The sequence below is a fragment of the Metabacillus halosaccharovorans genome, assembly GCF_002019635.1.
Lineage (GTDB): Bacteria > Bacillota > Bacilli > Bacillales > Bacillaceae > Metabacillus > Metabacillus halosaccharovorans.
This window is the reverse complement of record NZ_KV917371.1, coordinates 1,279,110-1,297,875: the sequence shown is the minus strand read 5'-3', so window position 1 is coordinate 1,297,875 and position 18,766 is coordinate 1,279,110. Positions and strand designations below refer to the sequence as shown.

Below are 18,766 nucleotides of genomic sequence, written 5' to 3'. Positions count from 1 at the left end.
AGTGGTAAGCAGTTTTTCCAGTATCTTATAAGCTAGATTCTTTCAATTCCATTGCTGAAGTAGAAACCTTCTTTCGATTTTGCACATATTTGTACATAAACACAACTGAAATTAAAAACAAACCGGCTAATAAATAAAGAGTTTGATAGCCTAATTGAGCAGCAACGATTCCAAGCACAAAAGATCCGGCAGCAATACCTGAATCGAAAAGGGTAAAGAATGTGGCGGTTGCATGTGCACTTCTATGATGTTCGGTTGATTGTACCGCAAGAGTTTGGAAGCAAGGGACAATGGTTCCATATCCTAATCCGATGAAGGCACCGGCTAAAAGGAACATAAAAGTATTGTGAGAAATACTTAATAATAAAAGTCCGACTATAAAAAAGGCGATTGCCGGATAGATGACGATATTTGGTCCTTTTGTATCAAATAAACGACCGCTAAAAGGTCTGGACGCAATCATCACAACAGCAAAGACAACAAAGAAGTAGCTCGCTGCATCTAATAGCTCTAATTCATTGGCATACATTGAAATAAACGATAAAACACTTGAATATGCAAAAGCAACTAAGCTTCCTACCAAGGCAATCGGCAGTGCTTTTCCATCTAATAAATCCTGTACCTGAAGACGTTTCTTTTCGACCGGAACCGTTCTGGTTACTTCATTTACTTTACTTAAAGCTGTAAACAATACACCGACTGTGATTAAAAATGCGAAAATAAAGAAAAGAGTTGTAAACGATGTGAATTGTAAAAGAGTAAGAGCAAGAAAAGGTCCGCAAACAACGGCGAAGTTCGTTGACATGACAAAATAACCAAGTCCTTCACCACGTCTTTTTACAGGTACCATATCAGCAGCTATAGCCCCGGTAGCAGTTGTGGCAATGCTGAACCAAATGCCATGAACAAAACGTAAAATAAGAAGCAATGCATAATTGTCGATCCATAGATACATAAAAGAGCAAACTGTAAAGAGAATCATACTAATCATTAACATGCGTTTTTTGCCGAAATCCTGGAGAAGTTTACCTGAAAAAGGACGAACAAAAATAGCAGATAATAAGAAAATCGTGACAATTAGTCCTCCATCAACACTTGAACGGCCTAAATCATTCACAACGTATATCGGTAATGAAGTGAGTAATCCGTAAAATGCCAGAAATATAAAGAAGTTACTGAGAAAAATGCTGATAAATCCTTTTGTCCATATCGGTTGTTTTTCAGTTTGATTCATATGTTTCATTCCACCTAACTTTCATTTGATTTGCCAAGTTTTTTCAAGAGAGTATATAAAAGCTCTTGTTCATCATCTTTTAAGTTGGCAACCATAGTTTGTTCGAAGTTCTTTACATCTTTCTCAACCTCAGGGAGAAGATCGAGTGCCTTTTCTGTAAGAGAAACAAGTCTTTCCCTCTTGTCACTTCCGGGTGTTCGTTTTACCCATCCGCTTTCCTCTAATTTAACTAGTGTTCTTGTAATAGTTGGTGCTTCAACATTTAAATAGCGCCAAATATCACTTTGCGTCATTGGACCGTTTGATTTTAGACAATAAAGAATGGACCATTGTGAGCTATATAGTCCATGTTTTTGTAAGTATTCATTTACGTCCTTTGTCATATGTCTTGTTTTTTGATAGAGCATATGGAAAAGCTTATTTGTTTCGATCAATGTTATCACCTCAATTTATTTACCTAGGTAAATATCTATATAAACATACCAGAAAAAGCGGTGGTTTGTAAAGAGGTTTCATGGTGAAAGAAAAGATAAGGCAGTTTAGATTCTTCTCCTTCCAGACTGTTAAGGGACATTCTCTTAACAGTCAATCTTTTATTATTCTCAACTTCTTTTTCACTAATAATGTCACAAACAAAATAATAGGTATAACGAATTGAAATGGAAGGTGCAAATATATTGGTATAATCTTAAGCCCAATAAATAGATGCTCGGGAAGATTGCGATCCATAAGTGTTGATAGAAGAAATGTAATAACTCCTACGAGATAAACAATTAAGTGTGCTTTTATCTTCTTTGGAAGTAATAGACTAAAACCCTTTGTTCCTACTATTGAAAAGATGGCAACCTTCACAAAACCAACGATGAAAAAACTAAAAACTGAAATAATTTCGATATGCTGAATAATATCAATAAACTCAATCATTTCAATTGCTTTGAGAAGTGGAAAGGTAAAGATAGCAGCTACTTTTGCTCCTAAAATAGCAATAATGGTTTCTGAAATAATTAATAAAATAAATCCAGCTAATAAAATGGCTGCCCAGCCTCTTTTCAATAGAGTCTTCTTGTTTTTCAGATGAGGAAAGAGAAAGGTAAAGACAATTAGTTCTCCATATGGAAAGGTAATTCGTGTAAAGAGTGAGGATAACTTAAAGTCCTCTTTGTCAAAGAATGGACGAATATTTTCCCAAGAAATGACCTCGGAAATATCTGCAATAATTAATAAAATCACAACAAGTATCATCGTGATAAAAAAGAGAATTTCTGATGCTCTAGCAATGGCCTCTAACCCTTGAAGACAGGCGTAGCAAACTAACATAATAAAGATAATTGAGATGACCCAGTTTTTAATTTGATAAAATAATGTTTGACTAATGAAATAAGAAAAATCCGTTATCACCCTGCTGGAAATATAGATAAAGTAAATGGAATATAAAAGTAATAAGAACTTTCCTAAAAATTTTCCAAAACCTTTTTCAAGTAACACATGAAATTCGGACCAATCATTTTTTTTTAGTATGGAGGTATAAAGAAAGAAGATGCCAATACCTACAGTTGTGGAAAAGATGTTAAGAATCCATGCGTTCTCCTCAACCTCAAGGCCTAGTCCAACCACAATTGTACTCCCTAAAAGAAACAGCGTTATCATGGAGAACACTTGGAATGTGCTTATCTTCACTGTATTCATAGTAAGATCATCCTAACAAAAAATTATTTTGGGATTTGAGTCGATTCCCCGGTATCTGTAATATTAACTTCTACATTTACATCTACAGTCATATTAGGAAAAATAGAATTCCAATCATTTTTAAGATTATGCCATTGCGAAGGCTTAGTCATGTAGATGTTTTTAGCGAATCCAATGAAATCAGTGTTATATTCTTGACTCTTTTCAATTAGGTCCTTCATGCTTTGTTTAATTTCATTTTCAAATTGTTCTTCATACTTATCTTTATTGGGATGCTCAAAATTCACATTACAATTTGACTCATAAATTTCCCCCACCACTTTTGAATTGATCGTAAATGCAAGGGTATGATTTTCTTGTTGTTTAAAATGAAGTTTCGTATGCGTATCTGTGATGTTCATTGCTGCAAATTTATTTTTTTCATCTTTAGGACATGTTGCTTCCCAAATGGTCTTTTTTAACAAGTCTCCTTCTAATATGAGTAGTGTTTTGCCCTCTTCATCATCTAAGAAATCTATTAGTTTATCTCCATTGAAAAATCCCATACCCCCAATGATAATTTGTGAGGGTGATGAATAAGCGCTAATATTTTCTTTTGTTACTCCTTTAGAAGGATCCCCTTGAATAATCAAGTATGGAATACTAGTATTTACAACAACTTTATTCATTAGGTAATTTTTAATTTTATTTGGATATAAAATCTTTGCTGAACCATAATTTGCTTCTATATTTTCTATTGTTTCTTTTATTCGAGAAGCTGAAAATTTATGAACAGGTGTAAACATTTGTAGAACTACCGAAGGCTTAACATCTTTTGTAACAAAAAATTTAAGGTTTGCTGAAATATTTGGTTCAAGAATTAAAAAATCGACGACCTCTGTAATGCCTTTTCTGGCAAGTTCTTCACTTACAACAATGATATCTGTATTATCTAAAAAAACTGATCTTGATATCCGTTTTGATAATTTCCGAATGGCCTCAGAAATGGTTCGGCCTCTTTCTTCATACACAATAGCTCCTAATTGGTCCCCTGTTGCATTACGTTGAAGAGCAGGAGGATTTAGGAATTGAAGGGTGATATGGTAAATATTTTCCTCATCCTGATCAATCCCAACAGCTGAGACCATGGAAAAATTATTCAATGTTGAGTTTTCCACATTTCTTCCGATAAAAAAACTCAGAATCGTGAGAAAAGAGTAAAAAAGAACTAAGTGCCAATTTAATTTTTTCATGCTTAACCTGCCTAATCTCGTTTTTTCATTGGTTCTTCTTGCTTAAATGCTTTTTCATTCGAAGTAATATCCTGTATTGGTTTTCGGATAATGGCGTCTTTCTGATCCTTAAGATTAAATGGAGCCATTGGTGATAAGTATGGAACACCAAATGAACGTAATGAGCATAGATGAATTAATAAAGCGACAAGTCCCACCATGATCCCGAACAGACCTAAAAAAGATGATAAAAAAATAAAACGAAAGGTCAGGATCCTAGATACAGTGTTAAGTGAATAGGTAGGAACAACGCTTGACATGACATATGAAGCTCCTAAGACAACTAATGTAGTTGGTTGGACTAATTGTGCTTCTACAGCTTGTTGTCCAAGTGTAATGGATGCAAAAATGGTGACAGTCAATACAACTCCTTGGGGGAGTCTTAATGAACTTTCGGTAATAATTAAAATAAGCCAATAAAAAACCAAAACTTCAATAATAGTAGGGAAGGGAACAAATTCCCTTTGAGCTAAAATCCCAACCAATAATTGTGTAGGTACAAGACCCGGATGATAGATGGTAAAAGCTATATAAAAGGCTGGGAGTAAGACTGAAAGAAAGAAAAAGAAAATCCTCACGATCCTTATCTTTTGAATTCCCTTGTGCATCGTATAGTAGTCATCAGGGGATTGAAAGAGCTGTATAAGTACAGCAGGAAGTGCTAGAGCAAAAGGAGTTCCATCCACAAAGATGATAACCTTTCCTCCCATGATCTCCGCTGCAATCACATCAGGTCGATCTGTCATAAAGGTTAATGGAAATAGAGATTTTGTCTCTGCTGTAATCACTTCAACAATGTAATTTGAGTCCAAGATAATATCAATCTTCACTTCTTTTAGCTTTGTATATACATTTTTAAGGATTTCTTTATCTACTTTTCCTTCTAGATAAACCACTGACACAGATGTCTTCGATTGACCTTGAAGAGGACTGTTATCTACTCTTAACATAGGATCTTTTATATAGTTTCGAACTAAAGAGATGTTAGAAGTTAGTGATTCATTAAAGCTTATGTTAGGCCCCGTAGGTGTTCGTTGAGCAACTGGGGGTGTCAGACTTCTTTCAGGCATTTTTGATGTATTGGCACATAAGCCTTCTCTGTGATTATCAATTAAGATCATGGTATTTCCATTAACTAGATTGTCAGCTAATGTTTGAATATCCATTATTTTCATTACATGATTTGTCTTAATGACATGATTTAAAAATAGCCCGATTAGCTGAGAAGGTGATTGATGAGTAGAAGGTGAAAATAATGAAATGGGAGTAATAATCTGCTCCTCAACTTTTTCATCATCAGCAATCCCATCAATATAAACAATAGCTATTTTTGTGTGGTTTCCATTAAGGAGAAGTTCTCTGATCTTTAAGTCAGAACTGTTTCCGAATAGTTCTTTAATTTCAAATAGATTATCTTTTAAAGAAGATTGAATTATTACGTTCATATTATTCATATAAACCCTCACTTAACAGCTAGTTATGGTTTAATTTGTTACTAAAGAAGTAATTTTATCCAAAAAAATGCAAACAAAAAACCCTGACAATATTGCCAGGGCTTGTGTTAAAATACTTAATTAAATTTTCACAGCATCTTCCTTCATCTTCCAAGCCTTCTTCCATGAATGGCTTACCAAAAGAAGAATTGAAAATGCAACCAATGCAATGATTGAAAATGTGATGAAACCAGAAGCGTATGAACCTGTCATTTCTTTCATTGTACCTAAGATATTTGGTAAGAAGAAACCGCCAATCCCGCCAGCTGCTCCGACAATTCCTGTGATCATTCCGATTTCCTTTTGAAAACGTTGTGGCACAAGTTGGAATACGGCGCCATTTCCCATTCCCAAACACATCATTCCAACGAAAAGTAATGCTGTGATAGCAAATAAAGGAGGTAATTGACTAACCCCTAGCATACACACTGCAACACCGATAAAAAGAAAAGAAAGTACCTTTACACCACCGACTTTATCTGAGATAAACCCTCCAACAGGACGGAAGAAGCTTCCTGCTGCTACACATAAAGTCACGAAATCTCCGGCTTGAACAGATGATAAATTGTATTCATCAACAAAGAACATACTTAGAAAGCTAGATAATCCGACAAATCCACCAAAAGTTACACTATATAAAATACAGAAAAACCAAGTATCTTTATGTGCAAAAACTTTAAAGTAATTCGCAAGCGGCTGTGGTGCAGGTTGTGATGGTGCATCTTTCGCTAAAATAATAAAAATGATAAACGTAATAAATAATGGAATAAGGGCTAACCCCATTGTTATATGCCAACCAAATTGTTCAGCTAAACGTGGGCCGAATAATGTCGCAAGAAGTGTACCACTGTTTCCTGCTCCTGCAATTCCCATTGCCAAACCTTGAAGATGTGGAGGATACCATCTACTAGCCATTGGAAGTGCGACAGCGAAGCTGGCTCCTGATACCCCTAATAAGATCCCGATCATATAAAGTTCTGGCAGGGTTGTTCCTGCAAATAATCCCCATAGAAGCGGGATCGAAGTAATCGTCATTCCCAAAATAGCTGTTCGTTTAGGACCAAATCGATCGGTTAAAATCCCTAGCACGATTCGGAAAAATGAGCCTGCAAGAATTGGGGTGGCAACAATTAACCCTTTTTGTGAGGGAGATAAGCCGAAGTCCTGTGTAAGAAATACCCCTAAAGCTCCAAGCATTACCCAGATCATAAAACTTACATCAAAATACAAGAAAGAGGAAAAAAGTGTCTTTGGATGACCGCTGGTTTTTAAATCAGATAGTTTCATTGTAAATCTCCTTTCATTTTCCATTCCTGGTTAAAAGTTATTCTAATTTTCTGTCTTGTTGTATGTCGCTTATTATAGGGGTCAAAAAAGCAGTAGAAAAGATACTTGTAAGAAAATATAACGTGAAAATATGAACAAATGAAAAGTAAAGGAAATGAAAAAAAGGACATAAGAAGAAACTGAGAATTTGTGTTAGCTTTTCTGACAAGAATAATTTTCTGTGAACTAATATATGAAATAATGGATTTATTGAAAAAGTCTAACCATTTGTGCTGGAGGGTTAACATGAAGCAAAGATTGGTAGTAATCGGGAATGGAATGGCAGGAGTCCGATGTGTGGAGGAAATATTAAAACAAAATAAACATCAATTTGATATAACAATTATTGGAAGTGAACCTCACGTCAACTATAATCGAATTCTCTTATCATCTGTGTTACAGGGTGAGACAACATTTCCGGAAATAACAATTAACAGTATCGAGTGGTACCAAAAATACCAAATCACATTATATTCGGGTGAAACAGTAACCAAAATAGATACGAAGCTCAAAAGAATTACAACAGATAAAAACCGGCCCATTTCGTTTGATAAATTAATTTTTGCAACAGGTTCCTCACCGTTTGTTCTACCTCTTCCTGGGGTTGAAAAACCGGGAGTTGTCACATTCCGGACAATTGAAGACTGTGAAGCCATACTTGAAGGGGCTAAGAGGTTCAAAAAAGCAATTGTAATCGGGGGCGGAGTATTAGGGCTTGAAGCGGCTAGAGGATTGTTAAATCTGGGATTGGATGTAAAGGTTGTGCACAATACAGATTATCTCATGCAACGTCAGCTCGATGCCAAATCATCAAGTATGCTTCAAAAGCAGTTAGAGCAACAAGGTATCGGATTTCTTTTAGGAAAAGTGACAAAGGAAATAGGTGGAACCGATCGGGTCGAGGAAGTTGAATTCACAGATGGTACAAAGGTAGAAGCAGACCTTGTTGTCATGTCGGTTGGTGTTGTACCTAATATCAGCTTAGCTAAGGAATCGGGTCTGACTACAAATAGAGGGATTGTCGTTAATGATTTCATGGAAACAAGTATTCCTGATATATATGCAGTTGGGGAATGTGTTGAGCATAATGGCATTGTCTACGGTCTTGTAAAACCTCTTTATGAACAAGGAAAAGTTCTGGCTAAGTTTATTTGTGATAAACCGGTTGAGGGATATAAAGGCTCTGTTTTATCAACAAGTTTAAAAGTGCCGGGGGTTGACCTTTTTTCTGTCGGTGATTTTGAAGAGAATGAGTCAACCAAAACCTTAACAATCTTAAATGAAGTGGAAGACATCTATAAAAAAATAGTGCTTCGAGGAGATATTATTGTCGGTGCAATATTGTATGGAGAAACAGGTCAGCAATCGAAAGTGCTAGACATGATTGTCAAAAGAAAGCATGTAAATGATGAGGACAAACGCAGCCTTCTCCACTCAACAGACAATGGCGCATCTACAGTCAAATCAATGAAACGATCTGAAATCATCTGTAACTGTAATGGTGTAACAAAAGGAGCCATTATGGAAGCTGTCCAACAGCATGGCCTAACAACTGTTAAAGAAGTGAAACAATGCACAAAAGCATCAAGCTCATGTGGCGGTTGTAAGTTACTTTTAACAGACCTGGTTGCTTATATTCATAGTGATGAATGTGATGAATTTATCGAGATTAAGTCACTTTGCTCATGTACGGCTCTTACAGAAGATGAAGTTGTTTTACAAATTCAACAACAAAATCTAGCGTCAATTCAAGAAGTTTTTGTTGAGCTTGATTGGCGCTCGATGGAAGGATGCTCAAGCTGTGTTCCGGCCATCCACTATTATTTATCGATGATTTATCCTGAACGTGAGGGAATCAGCCAAGCTGTAAACCCATTTGAAGATGTAAAGGTAAAAAGGATGAGTAATGGCACGTATTCCGTCACACCACAGCTTTTAGGAGGAAAAGTAACATCTGATGAGTTGAAAAAACTGGCAAATATGATGGATAAATACAAAATAGCAGACATCGGAATTACACCAGAACAACGAATCCAATTGAAAGGAATTAAAGAGGAAAGCATTCATGCTGTTTGCACAGAACTTAGACTAAGTTCTGTGGCAACAAATACTGTTCGCCATATAAACACATATTTTAGTGAACAAGAATGTCAGTGTCATACAGATGACCGTTCTCTTAATCTGTCAATTGAATTGGAAAAAGAGCTTGAATTTTTGTTAACACCACACAAGCTTGTCATCAGTGTGTCAGGCTGCAAGCATAAAGAAGTTGATATGAGAACAAAGGATATATGTGTAATTGGTGACGGGCTAGGTTGGGAAATTTACGTGGGAGGAAGTTTATCTCCTAAGATAAAACAGGGAGAGCTTTTCACAGTAGCTGCTCATGAGTTGATGGCAAAGCAAATGATTTTCGGACTCATTCAATATTACAGAGAAACAGCCAACTATTTAGAACAACTGGGAGATTGGGTTGAGCGGGTAGGGATGATTCATATTCGTGAAGTATTATTTGAGGATACATTATGTGAACAACTCGTTCAGCGGTTGGAAGCAGAGCTACATTCACATGTTGAGAAGTCATTATAAATAAGATTAATAGAATAAGAGGTGATCTACCTTGACTGATCTGTTATTAAAGTATTTCCGGACGAAGCAACAAGAGGTTCAATCTGAAAAAGTCTATGATACACAATGTCCGTTTTGCAGTATGCAATGCAAAATGCAGTTAATCGAACAATCTGTTGTCTCAAGGAAAACCTATAAAACAATAGGAAAAGATAACCCGACATCACAAGGACGTTTATGTATTAAAGGAATGAATGCTCACCAGCATCCTTTCCATCAAGATCGTGTTCTACATCCATTGCTGAAAGTAGATGGAGAGTTTGTTCGGATTTCATGGGAAGAAGCCTTGCAATATATCAAGAAACAAGTGGAGGAAATACAAGCAGTCGATGGGCATGAGGCATTATCAATCTATGGAAGTGCATCAATTACTAATGAAGAAGCATATATACTTGGAAAGTTTGCCAGAGTGGGCTTAAAGACACCCTACATTGATTATAATGGCCGCCTATGTATGTCTGCGGCAGCAACTGCGGCAAATCAGACGTTTGGTTTAGATCGCGGGCTGACAAACTCGTTAAAGGAAATCCCTTCCACAAGAGTCATCATATTAGCGGGAACAAATATTGCAGAGTGTCAGCCAACAATCATGCCTTACTTTGAAAAAGCGAAGGAAAATGGTGCATACATTATTGCGATCGATCCAAGGGAAACTCCTACAACGCAATTGGCTGATCTGCATTTGAAGGTGAAACCGGGTATGGATGCTGCATTGGCGAACGGTTTTTTAAAGGTTATTATTGACGAAAATTTAGTTGATGAAGATTTTGTTAATGAACGTGCAACGGGATTTGAAGAGGTTAAAGACTATGTTCAATCATTATCGTTGGATGAGATTTCAGAACTCACAGGCGTTCCAATTGAGCAAATTAGAACAGCTGCAACAAAATTTGCGGCTGAAGAATCTGGAATGCTTTTCACAGCCCGGGGAGTTGAGCAGCAAATAGACGGAACGGTTGCTGTTAGGAATTTTCTAAACGTTGTAATCGCAACTGGGAAAATTGGAAAACCCTATTCAGGCTACGGAGCCATAACAGGACAAGGAAATGGACAAGGAGCGAGAGAGCATGGGCAGAAAGCTGATCAATTGCCGGGATACCGATTAATTGAAAATGAAGAGCATCGGGCACATGTTGCAAAAGTATGGGGAATTGACAAAGATGAGCTGCCGAGAAAAGGTGTTTCAGCTTACGAAATGTTTCAAAAAATAAATGATGGAGAGATCACAGGCATGTTTCTTGTCTGTTCAAATCCTGTTGTTTCCAATCCAAATGCAATCTTTGTGAAAGAAGCTCTTAAGAAATTAAAGTTTTTAGTTGCAGTGGATCTATTTGTTTCTGAAACAGCCAAGTTTGCTGATTTAATATTACCGGCATCTTCTTATCTAGAAGATGAAGGGACAATGACAAATTTGGAGGGGCGCGTCACACTGCGCGAAGCGAGCCGCCCTTGTCCCGGTGAGGCGAAAAATGATTGGCAAATTATTTGTGAGATTGCAAAAGTATTAGGAAAAGAAAAATACTTTCCTTATCAAAAGGCAGAGGATATTTTTAATGAATTAAGGGAGGCGAGTAGGGGCGGCATCGCTGATTACTACGGCATTACCTATGATCGCATTAGAAAAGAGCAGGGGATTCTTTGGCCGTGTCCAGAGGTAAATCATCAAGGAACAGAACGACTTTTTGAACATTCATTTGCAACACCGAATGGAAAAGCCAATTTGATTCCAGTGTCGAATACTTCAGCAATACCAAAAGAAAAGCCTTGTAGTGAATATCCGTTGTACTTAACAACCGGCAGAATCATGTCACATTATTTAACGGGAGTGCAAACACGAAAAAGCTCAGCACTTGCAGCAAGAAATTTTGAATCTTACCTGGAAATTCACCCGGAAACAGCTAAAAAATACGAAATTGAGCCAAATAGCCTTGTCGCTGTTGCATCGAAGCGGGGAAAAATTACCGTAAGAAGTAAAATATCTGAAAAAATCAGGCAAGATACTGTATTCGTACCTTTTCACTGGGCAGAAGATCAAAACGTAAACATGCTTGTAGGAGAGGACCTGGACCCAACCTGCAAAATGCCTGGGTTTAAAGTAAGTACGGTAAATATTAGACAAATATAGATGGTTTTTTAGGGAAGTTGGTGTATAGCTGATTTCCTTTTTTAAATATGAATAATAATTAGTTTTTGTGTCTAGCTCCAGGACCTTCCGCTTTTATAAAGAGGTAGAAAGTATAAAGCTTTGTACATAGTGTTTGTGTCTAGCTTCAGCGCCTAGCCCCTCGAGGTCATAAGCCAATTTTGAATTGAAGGCAAAGAGCGCCTTCTATTCAAAATTGGCTTATGCTTGTCGGGGCTGATCAAGGCGCTTGCGCTTTCCGTATCGTGTGAATATTCTTGATAAACTTTGTTAGAAAACCTAACATGTATATAAAATATTTCATTTAACCGTGATATAGTGAAAGAAACTTTCCAAGGGGAGGCAATTTTCTTGAATAAAAAGAAGCTTGTATTAATAGGAAACGGTATGGCCGGAGTAAGAGCTGTTGAAGAAATTTTAAAAATCTCAAAGGATGCTTTCGATATTACCATTTTTGGGACGGAACCACATCCAAATTACAATAGAATTCTTTTATCAAAAGTTCTGCAAGGTGATACAGAGGTAAAAGACATCACCCTGAATGATTGGAACTGGTATGAGGAAAACAATATTACCCTGTTTACAGGCGAGACTGTCACAAAAATTGATTCAGATATGAAGGTTGTTCGTTCGGATAAGGGAAGAATCGTACCTTATGATGAAGTAATCATTGCAACAGGTTCTGTTCCATTCATCCTGCCTCTGCCCGGTGCAGATAAGGAAGGCGTTACTGCTTTTCGTGATATAAAAGATACAGATATCATGCTTGATGCTTCAAAAAAGTACAAAAAAGCAGCGGTTATTGGTGGCGGATTACTTGGATTAGAAGCGGCACGCGGTCTTCTAAACTTAGGAATGGATGTTTCGGTTATCCATATTGCCCCAACTTTAATGGAGCGTCAGTTAGATGAAACAGCAGGTAAGCTTCTTCAAAATGAACTGGAAAAACAAGGTATGAAATTCTTATTAGAAGCAAGTACTGCCGAGATATACGGAGAAGATCGTGTAGAAGGATTGAAGTTTAAAGACGGAAGTCAACTTGAAGCAGACCTGGTCGTGATGGCAGTAGGAATTAAGCCGAATATTTCATTAGCTGTTGAAAGCGGCCTTGATGTAAACAGAGGGATTATTGTAAATGACTTTTTACAAACAAATATCCCAAATGTGTACGCTGTTGGGGAATGTGCGGAACATAACGGAATTCCATACGGTTTGGTAGCACCTCTATATGAACAAGGAATGGTGTTAGCTAAGCATATTTGCGGAAAGGCAACTGACGGGTATAAAGGCTCTGTTTTATCAACTCAATTAAAGGTATCTGGAGTAGAAGTATTTTCAGCCGGTGACTTTATGGAAGGAGACGACAAAAAGTCTCTGAAGATCTTTGATGAACAAGATGGAATCTACAAAAAGATTGTATTAAGAGGAAATAAGATTGTCGGGGCTGTTTTATTCGGTGATAGTAAAGAGGGAAGCCGCCTATTCTCCATGATTAAGAAGGAAGCAGACATTTCAGATACAGAAAAAATCACCATTCTTCAGCCAATTGGAGAAGAAGCAGGTGAAAGCTTAGTTGCATCAATGCCTGATGATGAAATAATTTGCGGGTGTAACGGGGTATCTAAAGGAACGATCGTTCAAGCGATCAAAGAACAGGGCTGTACTACAGTTGATGCAATTAAGGGTTGCACAAGTGCTTCCCGTTCCTGTGGAGGTTGTAAGCCATTAGTTGCCGATGTTCTTCAATTTACACTTGGCTCTGATTTTGATGCATCCTCTCAGAAAGAAGCAATCTGCAGCTGTACAACATTATCCCGTGATGAAGTCGTCGAAGAAATCCGTGCCAAAGGCTTAAAGCATATCAAAGAAGTTATGAATGTACTCGGCTGGGAATCAGAAGGATGTTCAAAATGTCGTCCGGCTCTTAACTACTACTTAGCAATGGTTAACCCAATTGGATATGAAGATGAAAGGGAATCCCGCTTTGTTAATGAAAGAATGCATGCCAATATTCAAAAGGATGGAACTTACTCAGTTGTTCCGAGAATGTATGGCGGTGTAACGAATGCCAGTGAATTGCGTCGAATTGCTGATGTTGTAGAGAAGTATGAAATTCCACTAGTAAAAGTAACGGGTGGACAGCGCATTGACTTGTTTGGAGTGAAAAAGGATGATCTACCGAGAGTATGGCAGGATTTAGATATGAATTCGGGTTATGCATACGGAAAATCATTACGAACGGTAAAAACATGTGTTGGTGAAACATTCTGTCGCTTCGGTACACAGGATTCAATGGGCTTGGGTATTCGTCTTGAAAAGAAATTTGAAGGTCTGCAAACACCTCATAAAGTCAAAATGGCTGTCTCCGCCTGCCCGAGAAGCTGTGCAGAATCCGGCTTTAAGGATATTGGCTTTATCGGAATTGATGGTGGCTGGGAGCTTTATGTCGGTGGTAATGGTGGTACACACGTACGTGGTGGAGATTTACTATACAAAGTTAAAACAGATGACGAAGCGATGGAAATCACAGGTGCTTATCTGCAATACTATCGTGAAACAGCTACCTACTTAGAACGTACATCTGCATGGATCGAACGCGTCGGCTTAGCACATGTCCAATCTGTATTGGACGATAAACAAAAACGCATTGAACTAAATGCCCGCATGGATGAAACCTTATCTGTTTATAAAGATCCTTGGAAAGAGATTATTGAAGATAAGAAAACAACAAAAGAACTATTTGAGACGGTGGAGATGTCTTAAGTTTAATTTTCTATTAACCTAATGGCTATGTTAAAATAGCTAACCCAATTTTGATTGTAACTATCGGAATATTCCGTCAAGGAGGAACAGAGATATGAAGGAGTTAACAAAAGCAAAGGTATATGTTGGAGCATTAATTGATTTGCCCGAACGAGTAGGAAAAACGGTTATACTAGAAAAGGATAAGGAAGTAGCAGTTTTCAAACTTTCAAACGGCAATATAAAAGCTGTGGAAAATAAATGTCCTCACAAAGGTGGAGTGCTAAGCGAAGGGATTGTTAGTGGAGACCATGTATTTTGTCCAATGCATGACTGGAAAATCTGCCTTGAAGATGGAAAAGTACAAGAACCAGATTTTGGATGTGTCAAAACATATGAAACAGTTATTGATGACGGAGAGGTATTTCTGTTAGTTTAAAATTATAAATAAAGTAAGAGAACAATCTTCCCTTACTTAAATCGTGAATAACGTTAAGGGAGGACTTAGAGAATGAGTGTAGGAAAAGTATATCTTGTTGGAGCAGGACCCGGTGATCGCGAATTAATTACCGTAAAAGGAAGGGAAGCCATTAAAAAAGCAGATGTCATCCTTTATGATCGACTCGTAAATTTTTCCCTACTTGATGATGCTCCGCCAAATTGTGAACTGATCTATTGTGGAAAGCTGCCAACACGCCATTTCATGAGACAGAATGAAATCAATGCCACATTAGTTCGAAAGGCAATTGCAGGTCATACTGTTGTTAGACTTAAAGGTGGCGACCCGAGTGTTTTCGGAAGAGTTGGTGAAGAAGCGGAGGAGCTCGCATTACACCAAATTCCATTTGAAATTGTTCCAGGGATAACATCAGGTATAGCTGCCCCGTTATATGCCGGCATTCCTGTAACACACCGTGATTATGCAGGATCATTTGCTGTCGTTACAGCCCATGATAAATCTAAAAATGGCAAACCGGACATTGATTGGGAAGGGTTAGCAAGAGGTGTTCAGACGATCGCTTTCTATATGGGCGTTTCAAATTTAGAGCATATTTGTGAAAACCTTATTCAATTCGGTAAGTCTCCTGATACACCTGTTATTATCATTCGCTGGGGAACTTGGAGCCGCCAGCAAAGTGTAGTCGGAACGCTTTCTACAATTGTAGAGAAGGTTCGCGAAGCAAAGATAGAAAATCCGGCCATTACATTAGTGGGCGATATTGTGTCAACAAGGGATAAAGTAAAATGGTTTGAAAACCGCCCATTATTTGGAAAACAAGTTCTCTATGTTCGCGGGAAAGCCGAGGAAGAAAATCGTGCAAGTAAATGGATGGAACAAGGAGCAGATGTCATTGAGTTTCCACGTTGGATCGTCAAAGAAAAGGCAATTGATTCTGCTGTATTGGACCAACTTTCAGTTTATGAACAGATTTTATTTTTATCAAAAGAGAGTGTAGAAGCCTTTTTTGCTCAACTTAAAAAGAGTAAAGTGGATATACGTAAAATACAGGCAGAGCTCTATTGCCAAAATCATTCAGCGATCACTATCCTTGAAGAAAAAGGGTTATACGCTGAGCATGTAGATAAACTGTCACATCAAGGCCGCATGTTGACGGTTGGATCCGAAGAACAAGAAAAGATAGGTTCTTGTTTAAATAATGCTCATTTTGCATCCGTATATGAGACCACCATTGATGAAAGATACGAAACCATTATAAACCGGTCATTAGAAGATGCAACTCTTACAACAATTGTGTTTACTTCTAGTGAAGCAGTCAAGCTGCTGATGGAAAAAGGCAACCAATATGGAATTTCTCCAAAGGAAATCAATCAATCGGTAGAGTTTGTATGCGAAACGGCTGAAGCATGTGAAGCATTGAAGAAATATGGTTTTGCAGTAGGAAAACATGAGAAAGATGTACTAATAGAATCTTTATAAGAAAACATATTGGCATGCAGTCCATTTATTGGGCTGCTTTTTGTTTTGGTATTTTTTGAAAGACGAAGTAGGCTAAATTAAGAGGAGGAATCGTCCTTCATGAGGTATATGAAAGGCAAAATAGTCCAGACCAAAAGGAGAGATGTCCATTATAAGGTGTATGAAAGACAAGCCAATCCAAATCAAAGACAGAAATATCCTTCATAAAGCACATGAAGGACAAAACTCACAGAATAAGGAATATAATTGTCCTTCATGGCCTTTTAGAGGGTGTCAATATTCGATTTCTTCATAATCCTTAGGTTGTGGAAGCGGTTGGTCTGCGAGTGCAATATTATATTCCGAAAGGGCTTCAGATTTTCTTTGATATACTTTTCCTTTATACGATTGTGGTTGTTTTTTTTCCATTTGTTCTCTCTTCATGCTGGGTCATCTCCTTATTCATGGTGTTAATGTTAGCTTATCCATATTGGGGAGGAACATGAAGAGAGAAGAGATTTTTTCATTGTTAAAAATTCACATAAAGGACTGCACTATCTTACTCTTCTAGCAGGCTTTTCCAAATTACATATCCACTTTTTTCAACGGTTTTTTCGCAGGACCTTCCAGTACATCTCCTGTCACTGAAAATCTTGATCCATGACAAGGACAGTCCCATGAACGGTCACCGCTATTCCACTCTACTTCACAGCCCATATGTGTGCATGTTGTGTCAACAAGGTTAATATTTCCATCCTTGTCTTTGTAGCAACCTGCTCTTTTGCCATTCACCACCACAACAGAGCCTTCATCAGATCTAATATCCTCAATGCGCTTATCTGCAATATCAATCTTCCCTTGAATTAAGTGCCCTGCAACATCGAGATTTTGCGTAAGGAATTTTTTAATACTAGGATCAGCGTAAAAGCGTGAAGGGCTATAGAGCTCCTGATAAGCATTTTCTTTTTCTAAAACTAGATCTGCAAGGAGTTGCGCTGCAGCTGTACCATTTGTCATGCCCCATTTTCTGTAACCTGTTGCGACAAGGATGTTAGGCTTGTTGGAAGTAATTGGCCCAACATATGGAACTTTATCTAATGTGTATAGATCCTGTGCAGACCATCTATATTTGATTTCTTCAATTCCTAATACATCTTCGGCAAATTGCTCAAGTGCTTTGTAGTGCTTGTGTGTGGAAGTTCCTTGCCCTGTTTTATGCCCATCTCCACTAACTAATATGAGCTTTTCACCGTTCATAGGCGTGTATCGTAAAGAACGTGTTGGTGAATCGGCACTATAATACATTCCACCCGGGAAGTCTTGTTTTGCGGTAATTCCTAGTATATATGAACGCTCTGCATGTAATCTTGAAAAATAAAATCCTTTTCCATCAAAAAAAGGAAAGTGTGAACAGGCAATCGCGTATTTACAAGTTACTCGGCGACCTTCACGGGTAATGACCATCGGTTTTGGTGTTGTTTCATCGATGTCAGTAGCCGTTGTTTTTTCATAGATTTCACCACCAGCTTTCACAATTTCATCAACAAGTACCTTTAAGTATTTGAGAGGATGAAATTGACTTTGTGCTTTCATTACTGCTGCCCCTTTTATATCAATAGAAAAAGGGATGTGATCAACAAATTCACTATGTATACCAAGTCTTTGATAAGCCTCATATTCTTTCATGACTTTTTTCGCGTATTGATCACTGATGGCATAAATATAGGCATCTTCTTCGGTTAAATCACATTCTATTTGAAGCTCTCCAACCGTTTTTCGAATAAAATCAAGTGCATCGGCATTCGCTTGGTAATACTGCTTAGCTTTTTCTTCCCCCAGATGCTGAATAAATTCATCATAAATTAATCCATGCTGGGCGGTTATTTTTGCGGTTGTATGGCCGGTTGTACCATTTAAAATTTGATCAGCTTCCAATATAGCGACTTTCATGCCCTGCTTCGAAAGCAGATAGCCTGTTGTTATACCTGTGATACCTCCTCCAACGATTGCAACATCAACTTCCGTATCAATGGTCAAAGGAGAAAAAGAATGGACCTGAGTAGATTCTCTCCAAAATGGCTCTGGCTCATATGGCATCTTTCCTTGTGGGAATTCTTCTGTCATCGAAAGGCCTCCTATGTTTATTTCTTAGTTTATTTTTTCCCAACTACTGTCAAAACAAACATGCAATCAAAGAGAGTCTGATCAATACTACGTCTCAAGTCGTAGATCAAAATAAAGCTGTGGCTCGTTTTGAGAAATTCGGAATGTAGGTAAGATAAAGACATAGAAACGGAGCACAGCATAAGAACATAAACTCTTATG

Annotated in this window: 13 protein-coding genes; 5 read left to right on the top strand and 8 right to left on the bottom strand. The window is 37.7% G+C overall.

All coding sequences use genetic code 11. The features are described from left to right. Positions 1–25: 25 nt before the first annotated feature. From BK577_RS05970 to BK577_RS05945, 6 genes are all read right to left on the bottom strand, one after another. Positions 26–1,234, bottom strand: a complete 1,209-nt coding sequence (locus BK577_RS05970; RefSeq protein WP_078432090.1) for an MFS transporter — start codon at positions 1,232–1,234, stop codon at positions 26–28. Positions 1,235–1,248: 14 nt separating this feature from the next. Beyond that, entirely contained in the window at positions 1,249–1,641 is a 393-nt protein-coding gene (locus tag BK577_RS05965) for a MarR family winged helix-turn-helix transcriptional regulator (protein ID WP_078433477.1), read from the bottom strand. 178 nt (positions 1,642–1,819) lie between these two features. Then, positions 1,820–2,920, bottom strand: a complete 1,101-nt coding sequence (locus BK577_RS05960; RefSeq protein WP_078432089.1) for a GerAB/ArcD/ProY family transporter — start codon at positions 2,918–2,920, stop codon at positions 1,820–1,822. A 23-nt stretch (positions 2,921–2,943) separates the two neighbouring features. Further along, on the bottom strand, positions 2,944–4,152 hold the full coding sequence (locus tag BK577_RS05955; RefSeq protein ID WP_078432088.1) for a Ger(x)C family spore germination protein: 1,209 nt from the start codon (positions 4,150–4,152) through the stop codon (positions 2,944–2,946). Positions 4,153–4,163: 11 nt separating this feature from the next. Next, positions 4,164–5,645, bottom strand: coding sequence for a spore germination protein (locus BK577_RS05950; RefSeq protein WP_078432087.1), 1,482 nt, complete (start codon positions 5,643–5,645; stop codon positions 4,164–4,166). A 120-nt stretch (positions 5,646–5,765) separates the two neighbouring features. Beyond that, a complete protein-coding gene (locus BK577_RS05945) occupies positions 5,766–6,971 on the bottom strand; it encodes a nitrate/nitrite transporter (protein ID WP_078432086.1) in 1,206 nt (401 codons plus the stop codon). A gap of 285 nt (positions 6,972–7,256) precedes the next feature. On the opposite strand from BK577_RS05945, the gene nirB (BK577_RS05940) reads away from it, so the two are divergent. The 5 genes from nirB (BK577_RS05940) to cobA all read left to right on the top strand — a co-directional run bounded on the left by nirB (BK577_RS05940) (position 7,257) and on the right by cobA (position 16,462). Further along, positions 7,257–9,599 (top strand): nitrite reductase large subunit NirB, encoded by a 2,343-nt coding sequence (nirB, locus tag BK577_RS05940; RefSeq protein ID WP_078432085.1) that lies wholly within the window; start codon positions 7,257–7,259, stop codon positions 9,597–9,599. 31 nt (positions 9,600–9,630) lie between these two features. Next, complete coding sequence (nasC, locus tag BK577_RS05935; RefSeq protein ID WP_078432084.1) at positions 9,631–11,763, top strand: assimilatory nitrate reductase catalytic subunit NasC; 2,133 nt, start codon at positions 9,631–9,633, stop codon at positions 11,761–11,763. 369 nt (positions 11,764–12,132) lie between these two features. Then, positions 12,133–14,544, top strand: a complete 2,412-nt coding sequence (gene nirB, locus BK577_RS05930) for a nitrite reductase large subunit NirB (RefSeq protein ID WP_078432083.1) — start codon at positions 12,133–12,135, stop codon at positions 14,542–14,544. 94 nt (positions 14,545–14,638) lie between these two features. Beyond that, positions 14,639–14,962: a nitrite reductase small subunit NirD gene (gene nirD, locus BK577_RS05925; RefSeq protein WP_026563013.1), complete on the top strand. Its 324-nt coding sequence runs from the start codon at positions 14,639–14,641 to the stop codon at positions 14,960–14,962. 72 nt (positions 14,963–15,034) lie between these two features. Further along, positions 15,035–16,462, top strand: coding sequence for a uroporphyrinogen-III C-methyltransferase (cobA, locus tag BK577_RS05920; protein WP_078432082.1), 1,428 nt, complete (start codon positions 15,035–15,037; stop codon positions 16,460–16,462). Positions 16,463–16,735: 273 nt separating this feature from the next. On the opposite strand, the gene BK577_RS25910 is transcribed toward cobA, so the two are convergent. After that, positions 16,736–16,885 carry a hypothetical protein gene (locus BK577_RS25910; RefSeq protein ID WP_169908122.1) on the bottom strand — a complete coding sequence of 50 codons (150 nt, stop codon included), beginning with the start codon at positions 16,883–16,885 and terminating at the stop codon, positions 16,736–16,738. A 141-nt stretch (positions 16,886–17,026) separates the two neighbouring features. Beyond that, on the bottom strand, positions 17,027–18,565 hold the full coding sequence (locus tag BK577_RS05915) for an FAD-dependent oxidoreductase (RefSeq protein WP_078432081.1): 1,539 nt from the start codon (positions 18,563–18,565) through the stop codon (positions 17,027–17,029). Between the last annotated feature and the right edge of the window lie 201 nt (positions 18,566–18,766).

What these genes read in the sequence shown, in the direction of transcription:
- BK577_RS05970 (WP_078432090.1), bottom strand. Translation starts at nt 1,234, where the DNA reads ATGAATCAAACTGAAAAACAACCGATATGGACAAAAGGATTTATCAGC.
- BK577_RS05965 (WP_078433477.1), bottom strand. Translation starts at nt 1,641, where the DNA reads ATGCTCTATCAAAAAACAAGACATATGACAAAGGACGTAAATGAATAC.
- BK577_RS05960 (WP_078432089.1), bottom strand. Translation starts at nt 2,920, where the DNA reads ATGAATACAGTGAAGATAAGCACATTCCAAGTGTTCTCCATGATAACG.
- BK577_RS05955 (WP_078432088.1), bottom strand. Translation starts at nt 4,152, where the DNA reads ATGAAAAAATTAAATTGGCACTTAGTTCTTTTTTACTCTTTTCTCACG.
- BK577_RS05950 (WP_078432087.1), bottom strand. Translation starts at nt 5,645, where the DNA reads ATGAATAATATGAACGTAATAATTCAATCTTCTTTAAAAGATAATCTA.
- BK577_RS05945 (WP_078432086.1), bottom strand. Translation starts at nt 6,971, where the DNA reads ATGAAACTATCTGATTTAAAAACCAGCGGTCATCCAAAGACACTTTTT.
- nirB (WP_078432085.1), top strand. Translation starts at nt 7,257, where the DNA reads ATGAAGCAAAGATTGGTAGTAATCGGGAATGGAATGGCAGGAGTCCGA.
- nirD (WP_026563013.1), top strand. Translation starts at nt 14,639, where the DNA reads ATGAAGGAGTTAACAAAAGCAAAGGTATATGTTGGAGCATTAATTGAT.
- cobA (WP_078432082.1), top strand. Translation starts at nt 15,035, where the DNA reads ATGAGTGTAGGAAAAGTATATCTTGTTGGAGCAGGACCCGGTGATCGC.
- BK577_RS25910 (WP_169908122.1), bottom strand. Translation starts at nt 16,885, where the DNA reads ATGAAGAGAGAACAAATGGAAAAAAAACAACCACAATCGTATAAAGGA.
- BK577_RS05915 (WP_078432081.1), bottom strand. Translation starts at nt 18,565, where the DNA reads ATGACAGAAGAATTCCCACAAGGAAAGATGCCATATGAGCCAGAGCCA.